The organism is Pseudomonas sp. GW823-FHT06B06 (assembly GCF_058795195.1).
In genome coordinates this window covers 18063-32320 of record NZ_JBXAHO010000022.1, presented here as the reverse complement: position 1 = coordinate 32320, position 14258 = coordinate 18063, and the positions used below count along the sequence as shown (strand labels likewise).

General features: G+C 45.9%; 14 protein-coding genes. All 14 read right to left on the bottom strand.

Translation table 11 applies throughout. The annotated features are described in order from the left end of the window. Positions 1 to 20: 20 nt before the first annotated feature. Positions 21 to 1052, bottom strand: a complete 1032-nt coding sequence (locus AC1Q8Q_RS19940; RefSeq protein WP_492615425.1) for an MraY family glycosyltransferase — start codon at positions 1050 to 1052, stop codon at positions 21 to 23. Between the two features lie 2 nt (positions 1053 to 1054). After that, positions 1055 to 2014, bottom strand: coding sequence for a UDP-glucose 4-epimerase family protein (locus tag AC1Q8Q_RS19935; protein ID WP_492615424.1), 960 nt, complete (start codon positions 2012 to 2014; stop codon positions 1055 to 1057). Further along, a complete protein-coding gene (locus AC1Q8Q_RS19930) occupies positions 2014 to 3267 on the bottom strand; it encodes a glycosyltransferase family 4 protein (protein ID WP_492615423.1) in 1254 nt (417 codons plus the stop codon). Before AC1Q8Q_RS19930 ends, AC1Q8Q_RS19935 begins: the two co-directional genes overlap by 1 nt. A gap of 14 nt (positions 3268 to 3281) precedes the next feature. Beyond that, a complete protein-coding gene (gene wecB, locus AC1Q8Q_RS19925) occupies positions 3282 to 4412 on the bottom strand; it encodes a non-hydrolyzing UDP-N-acetylglucosamine 2-epimerase (protein WP_492615422.1) in 1131 nt (376 codons plus the stop codon). Positions 4413 to 4796: 384 nt separating this feature from the next. Continuing rightward, a complete protein-coding gene (wbjC, locus tag AC1Q8Q_RS19920; protein WP_492615421.1) occupies positions 4797 to 5915 on the bottom strand; it encodes a UDP-2-acetamido-2,6-beta-L-arabino-hexul-4-ose reductase in 1119 nt (372 codons plus the stop codon). A gap of 3 nt (positions 5916 to 5918) precedes the next feature. Beyond that, entirely contained in the window at positions 5919 to 6953 is a 1035-nt protein-coding gene (locus AC1Q8Q_RS19915) for a polysaccharide biosynthesis protein (protein ID WP_492615420.1), read from the bottom strand. Then, the gene (locus tag AC1Q8Q_RS19910) at positions 6946 to 8157 is read right to left on the bottom strand and encodes a glycosyltransferase (RefSeq protein WP_492615419.1); all 1212 of its coding nucleotides are present in this window, start codon (positions 8155 to 8157) and stop codon (positions 6946 to 6948) included. Before AC1Q8Q_RS19910 ends, AC1Q8Q_RS19915 begins: the two co-directional genes overlap by 8 nt. An 86-nt stretch (positions 8158 to 8243) precedes the next feature. Further along, a complete protein-coding gene (locus AC1Q8Q_RS19905; protein WP_492615418.1) occupies positions 8244 to 9266 on the bottom strand; it encodes an EpsG family protein in 1023 nt (340 codons plus the stop codon). Between the two features lie 2 nt (positions 9267 to 9268). Next, entirely contained in the window at positions 9269 to 10285 is a 1017-nt protein-coding gene (locus AC1Q8Q_RS19900; RefSeq protein ID WP_492615417.1) for a glycosyltransferase family 2 protein, read from the bottom strand. 120 nt (positions 10286 to 10405) lie between these two features. After that, positions 10406 to 11656: an oligosaccharide flippase family protein gene (locus AC1Q8Q_RS19895; protein ID WP_492615416.1), complete on the bottom strand. Its 1251-nt coding sequence runs from the start codon at positions 11654 to 11656 to the stop codon at positions 10406 to 10408. A gap of 84 nt (positions 11657 to 11740) precedes the next feature. After that, positions 11741 to 12799 (bottom strand): LPS O-antigen chain length determinant protein WzzB, encoded by a 1059-nt coding sequence (locus AC1Q8Q_RS19890; protein ID WP_492615415.1) that lies wholly within the window; start codon positions 12797 to 12799, stop codon positions 11741 to 11743. Positions 12800 to 13203: 404 nt separating this feature from the next. Then, positions 13204 to 13455, bottom strand: a complete 252-nt coding sequence (locus AC1Q8Q_RS19885; RefSeq protein WP_492615414.1) for a DUF1049 domain-containing protein — start codon at positions 13453 to 13455, stop codon at positions 13204 to 13206. Continuing rightward, positions 13448 to 13771, bottom strand: a complete 324-nt coding sequence (ihfB, locus tag AC1Q8Q_RS19880) for an integration host factor subunit beta (RefSeq protein ID WP_432669196.1) — start codon at positions 13769 to 13771, stop codon at positions 13448 to 13450. The genes AC1Q8Q_RS19885 and ihfB overlap by 8 nt, the downstream gene beginning before the upstream one ends. Positions 13772 to 13900: 129 nt before the next feature. Further along, positions 13901 to 14182, bottom strand: coding sequence for a hypothetical protein (locus AC1Q8Q_RS19875; RefSeq protein ID WP_492598986.1), 282 nt, complete (start codon positions 14180 to 14182; stop codon positions 13901 to 13903). Between the last annotated feature and the right edge of the window lie 76 nt (positions 14183 to 14258).

Sequence of the window (14258 nt, the reverse complement as noted above, 5' to 3'; positions counted from 1 at the left end):
TTACTTCAAATAAACATAAATCAACTGCCGAGCGCCTGGTTTTTTTCGATTTCGCCCGCATGAAACTTCGTTGCCAGTATCATCAGAGGAGTGTAGGCGAGTATCAGCCCCAACGCGCCATCCAGACCGAAGTAAGTTACACAAAGTGCGACAGGCAGCAGCCAGGCAATGTTGATTGCCCCGACCACCAGTGTCACTGGCAGATGCTTGCGATATCTGCGCGATGCATACTGATACGCGTGGCTACGATGAGCTTCGTAAATTTTATCACCGCGAATTAAACGTCGAATCAGAGTAAACGTCGCGTCAACGATGAACACCCCCAGAAGGATCAGCCAGGCCCAGAGCAGCTGCGGCGCCACCCAAGCCGCCTGGATCGAAATCACACCCAGTACCACACCCAAGAATCCACTTCCTGCGTCCCCCATGAAAATACGCGCAGGAGGGAAATTCCAGAATAAGAATCCTGCAACGGCCATCGCCAACATACCCGGTACCCACATCAGGTCTTCGACCCCACTCAACCAATAGAGCACACAAGCTCCCAGACAGGTCGTGATAGCCTCCACACTGGCGATACCGTCAATACCGTCCATGAAATTATACAGATTAAGCATCCAGACCAGGTAGAACGCAGCCAGAACGTAACCCAGCCAGCCGAGGTCCACGCTCGATCCGAACAAGATAACGGGAGACAAGCCTTTCAACCAGAACAAGGCCCAAGCTGCAGCGCAAAAATGACCCAGCAATCGCCAACGTGCCGCGATATGACCGTGATCGTCCATAAAACCGACGGCAGCTACTAATGCTCCCGCTCCACCGATCGCAATCAACATGGGCGCCTCGACCAACTGAACCCAGCCGAGAAACGGGAGCACCATTAAAAATGCCAGAACAATTGCGACGCCCCCCCCTCGGGGAGTGGGTATCGAATGAGAGCTTCGAGAGTTAGGAATATCAACAATGCTTCGAGCCAGTGCATAGCGTCGTAGCGCTGCAGTCAGAATCAAAGAAACGCCAGCCACGGCTGGAATCAACCACCAATAGATCATTCTTATTTACTTTCTCGAAAATTTTTCGCGGTAGCCTTCAGTGCATCATCCACAGAGACTGGTGGGGCCCAATCTAACAGAGCGCGCGTTTTACTGATATCCACGCGCAACGACCCACATAAGCGATTCGATAAATCTTTTTTACCGAGTAACTTAGCGCCACCCACTAAAATCCAAGAAGGTATCGGTAAAAGACGCACCGGCCGACCTAAGGCTAGCGCCATTTTCCTCAAGAGTTGTGTTGTGGAAAGATCCTCACCATCACTGACCAAGAAGGTCTGATTTACTGCGGCCGGGTGATTGATACACGTGAGAATCAAATCCACCAAATTATCTAAAGCGACAAGACTGCGACTGTTGTGAATCAAACCGAAAGGCAACGGAATACCTTTATCAAGCCAACGCATCATATTCCGGAAATTAGCCTTGACCCCTGGGCCGTAGACCAGGACAGGTCGGATGATTACCACTTCCATTCCGGTTTCGGTTGCAAGCAGACGAAGCCCCTTCTCCGCCTCCATCTTAGATACCCCATAGGAGTCAGCAGGGGCAGGAGTGTCATCCGGCGAATAGACCGCATTTGGTAACGTACCTTCGCCATTAACCTTGATCGAACTAATAAAAATGAAGCGTCGGACCCCGGCCCCCGCAGCTTGGCGTGCCAGATTCAATGTTCCATCTACATTGACCCGCCGAAACGCCGCTAAGGGGTTAGTCTCAGTATCATTCATCACATGAACACGGGCTGCAGCATGTATGACAACGTCAACACCGGCAAGACTTCCCTCCCAGGATGTAGTTCCATCCAGGCTTTCTAAGTGGGTCACCCTAACCTTTTCTTCAAGTACTCTAGAATCATTGCGTAAAGCAGCAGTGACGGTGTGGCCTTCGGCGACCAAACGACGAAGAGTCGCCCCACCCACAAACCCGGTTGCACCCGTTAGAAATACCGATTTTGACATTATTTGGCATCCTTCCGTAAAGTCGCAACTCGAAAAAGCGCTTCCAAACGTATCAGAAGAGCACTTTTCGAAAAATGACTCAAGTAATAGAAGCGGCCAGCCTGCCCCATAGCTTCACGTTGGGCAGAATCAGTGCTTGCCAGCCTTTGCGTAATCCGTGCAAGTTCTTTAGCATCACCTGAGCGACAGGAGTAACCGCACCCAGCTTCATCGATTATCCTCGCAGCCTCACCATTGATCATTCCCAAAATCGGCTTACTGGAAGCTAGATAAGCTTGGACTTTTCCGGGAACGGTCCTCTCAAAGACATCGTTGGTTTTCAGCGAAACCAGTAAGGCATCAGCACAGGCAAATATTCCAGGCATGGCACTCAGCGGATGTCGCCCCAAAAGGAGCACATTTTTCAAGCCTCTTGATTCGACTTGTTCGCCTAACCATTTGCTCATGCGGCCATCTCCGACAATCACCCAGCGCACTGAAACGCGGTCCCGAAGAGACTCCACTGCCTCCAGTACAGCGGGCAAGTCCTGAGCTTCACCGAGATTACCGGCAAAAACGACAGTGAAGGTGGAGTCATCGCGCTCGAACAAACTTGACGCTTCCGGCGATGAACCCGAAAAATCATCTTCTGCCCAACTAGGGAAATAGACCAGTCGATCAGGCGATATTTCTTTAGTGCAATATTGCCTTACATTACCGGCAAAGCCTTTAGATTGTAAAAGAAGATAATCAGCGCGATTGTAAATCCACGAAACCACCCGACCGACTGCACCGAGTAGAGTGGGATTGCGGAGTACGCCAACAGCACGAAGAGTTTCCGGCCAAAGGTCAAGTACCCAAATGAAAACCGGTACCTTTTTTAGGCGCCCTATAACCACAGCGGGGATCGCAGCCATAATAGGTGAAACTGCATACACGAAAACCGAATCAAACTTCTCGTTGCGAAGCTTATAAGTTCCAAATATGGAAGCGCTGAAAAAAAAAGAAAGATAATTCAGTATTAAGCTAATACTTCTTTTACCACGCGAAACAAGCGGGACTCGTACTACGCGCGCACCGAAGTAGTTCTTGAAACTGCCAGGCTGGGCCTTATACTCTGAAAAAACTTTTCCCTCAGGGTAGTTCGGCCACCCTGTCAGCACAGTTACCTCATGGCCCTTCTGTGAAAAATCACGAACCAAATCATTGATTCGCATATTCTCAGGCCAAAAATATTGAGTAACTACCAAAATCCTCAATTTACTCTCAGGCATTTCCACAGCTCAACTCAATATTTTTTCCAAACCACTCGATTTACATAATCAATGTAGCTGTGAACAATCCTAACTACTTTGTCAGCGACATTAGGCATACTGTAATCACTAACAAGCCTTAAGCTGCGATCTTCACCTCGGCTTTGTCCTTCTAGCACTTGCAGCGCCTGCATAACTCGTTCAGCCTCAAGCCCGACCATCATAACAGCGCCTTCTTCCATGCCTTCAGGACGCTCATGCGCTTCTCGAATATTCAGCGCCGGAAAGTTAAGTATCGAAGACTCTTCATTGATCGTACCGCTATCTGAAAGTACTGCCTTGGAGTCGATCTGTAATTTATTATAATCTTTGAAGCCCAGCGGTTTGAGCAGACGAATATTTTTGTGAAACTTCACACCCATGGCATCTACACGCTTTTGTGTCCGTGGGTGAGTCGAAACAATAACCGGAAAATTGTAATGCAGTGCGACGGCATTAAGCACTTCAACAAGTTTTCCAAAGTTAATGTCAGAGTCGACATTCTCTTCTCTGTGAGCGCTTACCACGAAAAACTTGCCTTTTTCCAACCCCAGTCGTTCCAGGATATCCGACGAGTCGATGCCTTCACGATAGAAGTTAAGCACTTCAAACATAGGACTGCCGGTTTTAATGACCATATCTGGCGACAACCCTTCCCGGAGAAGGTAGTCGCGCGCAATAGTGCTGTAGGTCAAATTGATATCTGCGGTGTGATCAACAATGCGTCGATTGATTTCTTCCGGCACGCGCATATCGAAGCAACGGTTACCGGCCTCCATGTGGAAAGTCGGTATCTTGCGACGCTTGGCAGGGATAACCGCCATGCAGCTGTTGGTGTCGCCGAGCACGAGAAGAGCCTCAGGCAGTACCTCGGCGAGAACTCGGTCGACAGCAATGATGACGTTACCTATGGTCTCTGCACCGGTAGCGCCTGCAGCGTTCAGAAAGTGATCGGGTTTACGAATTCCTAGGTCCTGAAAGAAAATCTCGTTCAGTTCGTAATCGTAATTCTGCCCTGTGTGAACCAAGATATGGTCACAATCTCTGTCTAGAGCCGCCATAACGCGCGATAGACGGATAATTTCCGGGCGAGTTCCCACAACCGTAACGACTTTCAGCTTTTTCATTTTAAATGTCACATTTTAATAAGTGATAAAAACGATCGACAATTATAATCTGCTACCGCTGCTAACGCCATCCATCAGCCCGGCCAGACTCGGATGATGCGTGTTGCTTGACGGATGGTCTCTACACGCTCCCACTCATCATCATAATCAGTGGTCAAGCCCGATAAGACGCAGTATCGCAGATTGCGGACGTCACGCCTGCTCGAGATCCAGCCCCTTTACCCGTCTGGCACTGGGAAAACCACACCTCGGCGAAAAGCGAAATTTAAACTCACGTACGATTATAAATTGAACTTGGCTATAACAATTTAAGTAAGCTAAAACAGTAATTGATGAAAGTGCCGATCCGCTCTCAACAGCAGAGCCGACCAGCATTTTCAATGATTAAGTCGCAGTACCAACCGGACGAGCGTAAGTATCAGGCGCTTCTCGATCAAAAATCTCGTTAGCCCAAAGCATAACGATCATTTCATCGGTTCCTATGTTGGTGATGTCATGAGTCCAACCAGGTACTGTTTCAACAATTTCCGGCTTTTCCCCAGTAGTAAATAGCTCATAAAATTCACCCGAAACAATATGACGGAACCGGAAGCACGCGGATCCTTTGATAACCAGGAATTTTTCCGTCTTCGAATGGTGGTAATGCCCACCCCGGGTTATACCTGGGTGAGCTGTAAAGTAAGAAAACTGTCCGGAATCCCGGGTTTTCAGCATCTCTACAAAAACTCCACGCGGGTCACCATACTTTGGAACTTCATAAGTAAAGCTATCGGGCGGAAGATAACTCAAATAAGTAGAATACAGGGCCCTTGTTAGCCCCGTCCCTACGGGCTCGGTGATCATGGTCGTGCGGCTGTCGCGGAAAGCGTTCAGTTGATCCGCAAGTGCACCTACCGTAATACTGTACTGAGGCTCGACATCGACAAATGGACCGCCCGTGGACTTGCCATCCATAACTGCAATGAATTGAGCGACTACGTCATCAATGTAAACGAGATTAATTCGCGCATGCGGATCATTGATCTGAATTGGCAGACCCAGCGCAATATTATTGCAGAAGGTCGCTACTGCCGAATTGTAGTTTGGCTTGGCCCATTTACCAAAAACGTTAGGCAACCGGAAGATGCTTACCGGGGAACCGTGGGAGGTATTAAGATCCAGTAATGCCTGTTCGGCACCCAGCTTGCTGCTACCGTAAGGATTATCTAGTTCAGCCTGGATGGACGATGTGTAAAGCACGGGCAACTTTTGCCCGCTGGATTTAATGGCTTCGCATAGTGCACAGGTAAGGTCAGTATTACCCGTATGAAACTCTTGAGGATTCTGAGGACGATTGATTCCCGCCAAGTGAAAAATAAAATCCACTTGGGTAACTAGTCCAGCCAGCTTATCCAGCGAATCATCGCGGGTGAATCGCAAAACCTCGATATCACCTCTCTCGGCCAAATGCGATACGAGATTCCGGCCAACGAACCCATTGGCCCCTGTTATCAGAACCTTCATGTATTATTCCTCAGGTGTTGCGTGCTCGCCACGTTGAATGGCGCGCATAAAGTCCAGCTTCAACAAAAGTTGCTGCATTCCCTCAACATCCAGGCGCTCAGTGTTGTGAGAGTTATAATCTTCAGTGCGAGATATTTTGGTCTCACCCTGCTCAACAAATTTGGCATAGTTTAGATCACGCAAATCAGGAGGAACTCGGAAATAATCCCCCATATCTTCGGCACATGCCATTTCTTCTCGGCTCAGCAGTGCTTCGTAAAGCTTCTCTCCATGACGCGTACCAATCACCTGAATTGGGTGCTCTGGCTTACCAACCAATTCTGTCAACGCGCGTGCAAGGACTTCAACAGTTGCTGCTGGAGCTTTTTGGACAAACAGATCGCCATTGTTGCCATTTTTGAAGGCGTACAACACTAAATCTACCGCATCAGCAAGCGTCATCATGAAACGAGTCATATTAGGATCGGTCAGCGTCAAAGCTTGACCTGCGCGAATCTGCTCAATGAACAGCGGTATAACAGAACCCCGAGAAGCCATGACGTTGCCATATCGAGTACCACAAATGACAGTCTTGGCATCATCGACATTTCGCGATTTGGCCACCATCACTTTTTCCATCATCGCCTTGGAGATACCCATGGCGTTGATCGGATATACCGCCTTATCAGTACTTAGACAAACGACACGCTTGACTTCATTCTGAATAGCAGCCTCAAGCAGATTCTCAGTACCTAAGACGTTAGTCTTAACCGCCTCCATGGGGTGAAACTCACAGGACGGAACTTGCTTTAACGCAGCTGCATGGAAGATATAGTCCACACCGCGGGTTGAATTTAAAACACTCTGATAGTCCCGAACGTCACCGATATAAAACTTCAGCTTCGAGCTTGCATAACGCTTGCGCATGTCATCCTGTTTCTTCTCGTCACGGCTGAAGATACGGACTTCGGCGATATCGGTGTCGAGGAACCGCTTAAGAACAGCATTGCCAAAAGAACCTGTACCACCGGTAATCAATAACTTTTTGCCCTTAAACATGGCCTTCTCCATTAATAGCATCCAACAGCTTAGTAACCTGCATATCAGGCATCTTGTTATCGATAATGAATTGTTTAGCCGATTCACCCATACTTATAAATTCACTATCTACGAGCTTTGAAAGCTCTAATAATTTTTTCTTCAAACCATCACGACCGGTGGGTATCAGGTAACAAAAACCATAATACTCATCAGGAATACCGTCAAGCCTGTACATCAGTACAGGTACACCAGAAGACATGTACTCTATTACTTTTGACGGGAATGAGTACTTTGTATATTCCGAGTCGTTATCCCTGGGGTTGATCAACAGAGCTGCATTTCGCTGCAAATCCAACACGGACGCCCTATCCAGCTGTCCGAAATATTTGACATTCACTGTCAACCCAGCCACCTGCTCTACATAGGGGCGATCGTCTCCATCACCACAGATGTACAATTCATAATCCGCGATACCGGAATCGACAAAAGAATCTACCAGATTCCTAATCCCATAACGACGATCCAAGGTGCCCGTGTACAAAAAATACCTTTTTCGCTGACCAGCGTCAGAAATGGAAATGTAGCGCTTGTCAGCAATCCCTTCTATTACGACTTTTATAATATCGCCATTAAACTTATTCAGCATATCCCTAGTGATCGCGACAATACTGTCAGATTTATTGACAATGAAATATGAAACTCGTGACAGCATAGAGAAAATTGTTTTCGTGATTCCGGTTCTTACGGCCATGTACTCAGGCAGGTCGGGAACGATAACACAAAGATGGGTTTTTTTCCTCAAAAGCTTGACAAAATAACAAGCCAATAAAAATGGCAAGTGCATGGAGTAGCATACCAGTACGTGCTTTTCATCTTTATTAGCGTTCATTTCTGACAGAATTGCCTTTACGGCCTGAGTAACCCGGTGCAAATTTTTTACAATAGTAAAATTGAAAAATTCAATGTTTAAAACCTTCGCTCCATCCAGCGACTCTTCCTTAGCTACCGGGCGGTAAAATATGTCTTGGTAGCGGTGCGGGTAGGCGCCAACGAAAGGAAGATTTATTATCGAAACAGATCGTACCAAGGCGCTATGGCAGAAACCATTTATGTAATTTTTTTGCAGCGTATCCGCAGCGTTTTGCACACCACCTTTTGACTTTTGAACAATATTTTGTTTATCGCACTCACTAAAAATACCGCCCAAGAACAAGATATTCATGACATTGTCACTCGAATCAAATAAAAAAATAAAACATTGCGAAAAACCTCAAAAAAAAAAAAAAAAAAACAATCCATCACCACACCCTATTTAAACAAATTAAAAAGCAGATTACTACTGAACAATGGAATAACAGAATAATCCGCAACAGGCATCACAAAGAACAACACTAAATAAACCGCAAAAACCAGAACATACAACATCAAGAACAGATAGGTCCGCCGCAGTAAAAACAAAGAGTTAACACAGTGCAAAATATTAAAAAACATGACAGACCTTAACAGCCGTACAAAAATCTCAGACTCAAAATACAACACCAAAAAAAACAATGAAAATAAATTCAAATTCAATACAAATGCAAGCTCTTTCTCACGTCCAGAAAGGCAATAAACCTCACGTAGACTTTTTCTTTCTGCCATCACAGCCAACGCTATGAGCGACAATGATGCCAAGTGTACGAATACGTTAGCGAACGAACTCTTTAGTGATGTATTGTAATAATTAAAATGCTTGGCTATCGCCTCAGGTAAAGGAAGACTGAACCTGATCAGCACATAGGCAAAAATAAACGCAAAAAACAGTAGGAAAAATCTGCCCAAAGGAACCACTCTGGTGACAGGCATAATAATGAACAACATATACATCAACGACGACTGATGAATTGTTGCCGCTACAACTATCAGCAATCCGTACTTAATCCTGCTATAAGGCTTATCCTCAAACAATATCAACATACCTTGCAAAAAAATAGCGAAGGCAAGAAAGTTCCGCATTAGAACAAAGTCTAAAGAAAAAAAACAAACCGCATACATCACCAAAGATACAAAAGGCGAAATTGTTCGCTTTACTATATACCTGAACACTAACAAAAGAGTTACAAGAGACACTAAAATCTGGAAATTTTGATAAGACAATCCGCTTTCATGCGCAACGATGTTCAAATACCCATAACCCACTTCGCCACCCCAACTGGCAAGCGTATCACGTGTATTGTAATATAGTTCGTACCCCTCCCTATCGCCATTCCAAAAATTCCAGCCATACAACCCCCACAAAACTAAAAAGGTTAAGAAGGCAAGAAATATGGACAGCTGTCTTGTTACACGCATATCTACCTTCTTTTCGAAAGCTTATTCTTTATAAAGTTGGATATACTTTCAGTCTTCTTAACACCTAAAAAGTCTCTAATTAAGCGGGAAGCAATCGATCTTATAGAAAAAAAGTTTGGATTCAATATAATCTTTGCCACTGAAACCTCAAAGGGCAAATCAATGAGTAATGCTTCTGGATGTCTTAGTGGGAACTCCATCGCTCGAGTCTTTAAACCACAAAATCGTTCAACCATGACATCTTGCATCGAGTGGCCACCATGAGTGGAATCAGCATCAACACCTATGTTTTTGATCTGGTTGTATTTGGGAACAATTGCATACACGTTGTGGGCACGCATACTGAAACTCATTTGATAGTCCCAGGAATAGAATCTACCAATACTTTTCTTGGCATCTAATTCATAGTCAAGATTGTATTCATCCTGATAATACAGCCTGCTGTACTCATACTCGCGCTTTATCCTATTTCTTACATACGGGTTTCGCCAGAGCGTCAGCTCACCGTCATAAAAAGCATTAAACTTATCCGCCCATGAAGCCCAGCCACAGGGCATCATATTTTTGGTAAATACGTAACTAGCGCCGTCTTCCGGCTCATACTCTTTTAGATAATTAGTTCCGCATACCCAAAGCACGCGTGTATCTTTTTCATACTTTGCCAGTACATCCTCGCAAAACTTGAAAAATGACTCTTCCGGAAGATTGTCATCCTCTAGAAAAATGGCGCACTCTTCACGCTCAAAAACCCATTTGGCGCCTTCAGCGATATTTGAATAAACCCCGACATTATTCTTTTGATACCTGCGTACAATCTCACAATCCCAGGTGATTGCGCCCTCAATAGCCTGCCTGCATTGCTCTACAAGCGCTACCTCTTCTGCGTTTCTGCCGCCATCCGACAGCAAATACAGCTTTGCGGGTGCCACTTTCGCAATTTGCTTAAGCACCTCTAAGGGCTTATCTATACGCTTGAACAAAAACAACACAACCGGGATACCAAATCTTTCCACTGCCATCACTTACTCCACTTAACCTTTAAGATCAACCCGCCAGTTAACGATACTCTCAATGCTCCGGGCTAACATGACAATACATACGCAGTTAAACCATCCCCAAAAACACCTCGCCCCATCAAGCTAATAGCTCTTTACCTTATTGACCAACGAATAACTATAAACTATCTCTAGCATAGCCGAACTTACCAAAGCCAACACGACGGAATAAATACTCCAACTAAAGTAGAGATATATTGCACAAAAAGCATAGAATGAAACTACCGACACGACCTGATTCCTCAAAACAAAATCATATCGTTGATGAGGAACAAAAATGAAATAAATATGACTTCCAACTATTAAGAAAGTCATTATATTGATACTGAGCAACATCGATAAATAATACGCTTGTTGCATATCATGCACCGATACCAACTGAACAACCCAGTAACCACCCACTGCCACGGAAGCCATGCAAAGTAATCCGATAAACACTTCAATTTTTATAATTTTATTTACAATATCTTTCTGTGCTTTTTTCACCATCATTGGAAAAAGTGCCGCATTGATATTCGAAGCCAACAAACTTGGCACAGAAAATATTTTATTTGCTAAGTCGTAAACTGCAACTTCCTTCATACCAAACAATGAACCTACTATTATCTCTACACTTTTTTGTTTAAGGGTATTTGTCGCACTCGACCAGAAAAATGGTTGTACCTCAAACACCAACTCCTTTACTTTATACAGTGAAGGCCACTTCAGTGCTGAACCTGCGAGATTGACGGCTATGACAAATGCAACCACCGCTGAAAACACGTTAGTCATAACAACAATAAAAGTATAAACACCAATATCATCAACACCACTGACAAGGAAAAAGATAGCAGGCAGCGATAAAAACTTTAGGGAGAGTTGAATAATTGTCAGAATTTTCATTTTTTGCATGCCATGGAAATACCAGACAGGCAAAAATATGCACGAAAGTGTATTCGCAAAACACAATAAAAAAAGTAACCAATTATCCCTTACGAACGGAATGTTGATCACCAACAGAACAAACACTACAATCGCAAACAACTCAAGGAATATTTTCGCAACCGTGACCGAGGATATCAACGAGGCATGCAACTCATGATCAGTTTGATCAAGCGATATCAGTTTCGCAGCATGCATATCAAATCCAAAGTTTATAAAAACCATGAAGTAAGCTGCAATGCTTGAAGCAAAAACATAAAGCCCGTAATTTTCAAGCCCAACTGTATTAATAACAAATGGATAAATCAGTATATAAAAGAACGAATTGACTACCTGCAAGATAGTCATATGGGAATAATTGCTAATAACCTTGATATTATTTTTGTATATTCTATTGATCTGCGCCAGATTCAAAAAACACCTCACATAAAGCTTACGAACCTAAGCGTCGTCAGATCAACACCCGAGACTCCCAACAGCGGTCAAAAGCGCCCACTTCTAGAGGGGGTGCTGAGAACGTCTTTTTTCACCCAAAAGAAACCGGGTCAATGCGAGGAAAATGCCAAAAGCAAAACCCACCATCAAACCCAGCGCCAGGATAAGAAGTTTTCGCGGCTTGATGGGCTGATCGGGTAACTCTACCAAGCCATCTTGACGAAAAACGGTAACACTCGCAGGATCAATTTCCAATGTACGGTAAAATGCCAAGCGTTCCTGTTTCTGACGCAACTGACTGATGAAAGGATCGTCCGACCGTCTCTTCTGTAGGTTGTCAATTTCCGCTTCAAGGGCTTTGCTACCACGCATATACATCAGAGAGCCATCCATGCCGTCGGACACTTCCGCTGATAACTCGCCCTTAATGACCGGCGGTTTCTCCAGGCCAATAGACCTTGCGATAATCAACGCCTCCTTGAGTTGCACGATACGGTCTTCGCGCTCCTTACGTGAGCTTGATTGCTGCCTGTCGATTTCTCGCTCAAGGTTATTCGCTTTGATCGTTGCATCGCTCTTGATGTTACCAAGCACTTCCTGTTTGGCATGTTCGCCAGCCATCACCGCAAACGCCGTCACCCATTTCACCGCATCATTGGGATTGGGAACTGTAGCGATGATAGAGAAGCGCGTCGGATCTTCTTTGCTGGTTAATGCAACCGCCAAAGATCTGTCGAATCGACCAAACATCGCATTTTGTGAGCCCGTGCGCTGCGAGTCAGCTATACCCGGCAAGTAAACACTTTCAAAAAGGTCCCTACGCAAGGTCTCAGACTGCAGATGCTTGAGGTAGACATCATAGACATCCTTGACCGTTAACACCGACAAGCCAGTACCTTCCCCCCGCCCATAATTAAGGTTGGCGATATCATTTTGAGTCGGAGGCTGCACAAAAAACGTAGTTTCGTAGATCGGTGTTACATTCCAGGCGTAGCCTGCAGCTGCCAGAAGTCCAATGGCCGTGCATAGCACAATCAGAATTTTTTGTTTCCACAGTCCTTTGTACAGGTCTGTTAAATCCATCTCGTCGCTCTCAATCAAGCGGTCTCGATCGTTAACCATTATTCTCAATTTTCCTTAAATGCAACTCACCGGGCTCACGGTGGACATTCAACGATCTAGAGCCTAGGCACCCTTATCGGGCTGCAGTAGAAGCGTAGCAGCTCGGGCGAGGGCGAAAGCACGTAACATACGGTTACGGCTTGACACAATCACAAATGCACGGTGACTTTTTCTACATCGAAATAGAGCCAACCAGCCGTCCGGCTACCGATTTTCGTCTAGAATATCTGATACTTACGCAACGGCAAACCAGCTTTAAGATTCACCCTACACACTGAAGTTCACCCACATAGGCTCCGCTTGTCGCATATCACAATCAAGACGAAGGGGCGAGGGGGTGAAAAAGTAAATTCCCTCTAACAGCAATCACCCAAAAGTGTGCAGTAAAGGAAAAAATGAGTGTCCTAATTAATATCGCGCAACTTCAGTCCATTTTTCCTGCGACTACGCTTGACAACCAGAAAACTCACAGCAGGCCCAAAAAGCAGCCCAACTAACAGGGCGGCAATCAGCAGAGCAGAAACGGGGAGGTGCGGCAGAGAGAAACCCAAAAAAACCAAGGCGACCGCTTCCTGATTTTCCAGGACAAACAACAGGACAGCCGCCGTCAGCAAAAGGAACACAAATACCAACAGAAGGCGCTTGATTTTATTCACCCCTCCCTCCTTGATACTGATTATCGCCTTCTTCCTCCTCCTCATTCACCCGATCCCGCAACTCCTTCCCCGGCTTAAAATGCGGTACAAACTTGCCATCCAGGCTAACCGACTGGCCGGTCTTCGGATTACGCCCTACCCGCGGTGCACGATAATGCAGGGAGAAGCTACCAAACCCACGGATCTCGATGCGATCTCCAGTGGCCAAGCATTGGGACATTTGCTCAAGCATGGTCTTGATGGCCAGCTCCACATCCTTTGATGAGAGCAGCCCTTGATGGGTGACAATTCGTTCGATCAACTCCGACTTCGTCATAATTTTCCCTTCTTTTTCAAGCAGCTAGATCAGCGCTTCAAAGGTTTTAGCATGCCCTGACAAATTTGAACAGCCCCATCCTGCACCCTGTTTTTTCTCTTCTGGGACTCTAGCGCCCTACCCGCCCACTCACCTGCAGATAACCAGCATCGTCCGAGTGCTAAAGCCCGCGGGGTTGAAACCGGAGAGAAATTCTTGCTCTTCCTTGGCGTCGTCGGACCTGGCCACGACCTTGTAGCCCGCGCCTTTGCATTCTTTACCTGCACGCTTCTGGCACCTCTCCCATCCCGACCCCAGCCCTGAGCAATCGATCTCGATACCACTGACCCCACGCACGGCATGCGTTCTTGCATTAGTTGTACAACCCACCACCAATGCCAGCACTGCCATCACGACAACGAGCCTCTTCATTTGATTCCTTATGCCAGGCAGAACGCCCGACCGTCGCTTACCCCACGCTAAGACTAGCTGCAAATAAGCGATTGAT

Coding starts and splice junctions, on each gene's coding strand:
- wbjC (WP_492615421.1), bottom strand. CDS start 5,915: ATGAAGGTTCTGATAACAGGGGCCAATGGGTTCGTTGGCCGGAATCTC.
- AC1Q8Q_RS19940 (WP_492615425.1), bottom strand. CDS start 1,052: ATGATCTATTGGTGGTTGATTCCAGCCGTGGCTGGCGTTTCTTTGATT.
- ihfB (WP_432669196.1), bottom strand. CDS start 13,771: ATGACGAAGTCGGAGTTGATCGAACGAATTGTCACCCATCAAGGGCTG.
- AC1Q8Q_RS19910 (WP_492615419.1), bottom strand. CDS start 8,157: ATGAATATCTTGTTCTTGGGCGGTATTTTTAGTGAGTGCGATAAACAA.
- AC1Q8Q_RS19900 (WP_492615417.1), bottom strand. CDS start 10,285: ATGGCAGTGGAAAGATTTGGTATCCCGGTTGTGTTGTTTTTGTTCAAG.
- AC1Q8Q_RS19935 (WP_492615424.1), bottom strand. CDS start 2,014: ATGTCAAAATCGGTATTTCTAACGGGTGCAACCGGGTTTGTGGGTGGG.
- AC1Q8Q_RS19930 (WP_492615423.1), bottom strand. CDS start 3,267: ATGCCTGAGAGTAAATTGAGGATTTTGGTAGTTACTCAATATTTTTGG.
- wecB (WP_492615422.1), bottom strand. CDS start 4,412: ATGAAAAAGCTGAAAGTCGTTACGGTTGTGGGAACTCGCCCGGAAATT.
- AC1Q8Q_RS19875 (WP_492598986.1), bottom strand. CDS start 14,182: ATGAAGAGGCTCGTTGTCGTGATGGCAGTGCTGGCATTGGTGGTGGGT.
- AC1Q8Q_RS19905 (WP_492615418.1), bottom strand. CDS start 9,266: ATGCGTGTAACAAGACAGCTGTCCATATTTCTTGCCTTCTTAACCTTT.
- AC1Q8Q_RS19915 (WP_492615420.1), bottom strand. CDS start 6,953: ATGTTTAAGGGCAAAAAGTTATTGATTACCGGTGGTACAGGTTCTTTT.
- AC1Q8Q_RS19890 (WP_492615415.1), bottom strand. CDS start 12,799: ATGGTTAACGATCGAGACCGCTTGATTGAGAGCGACGAGATGGATTTA.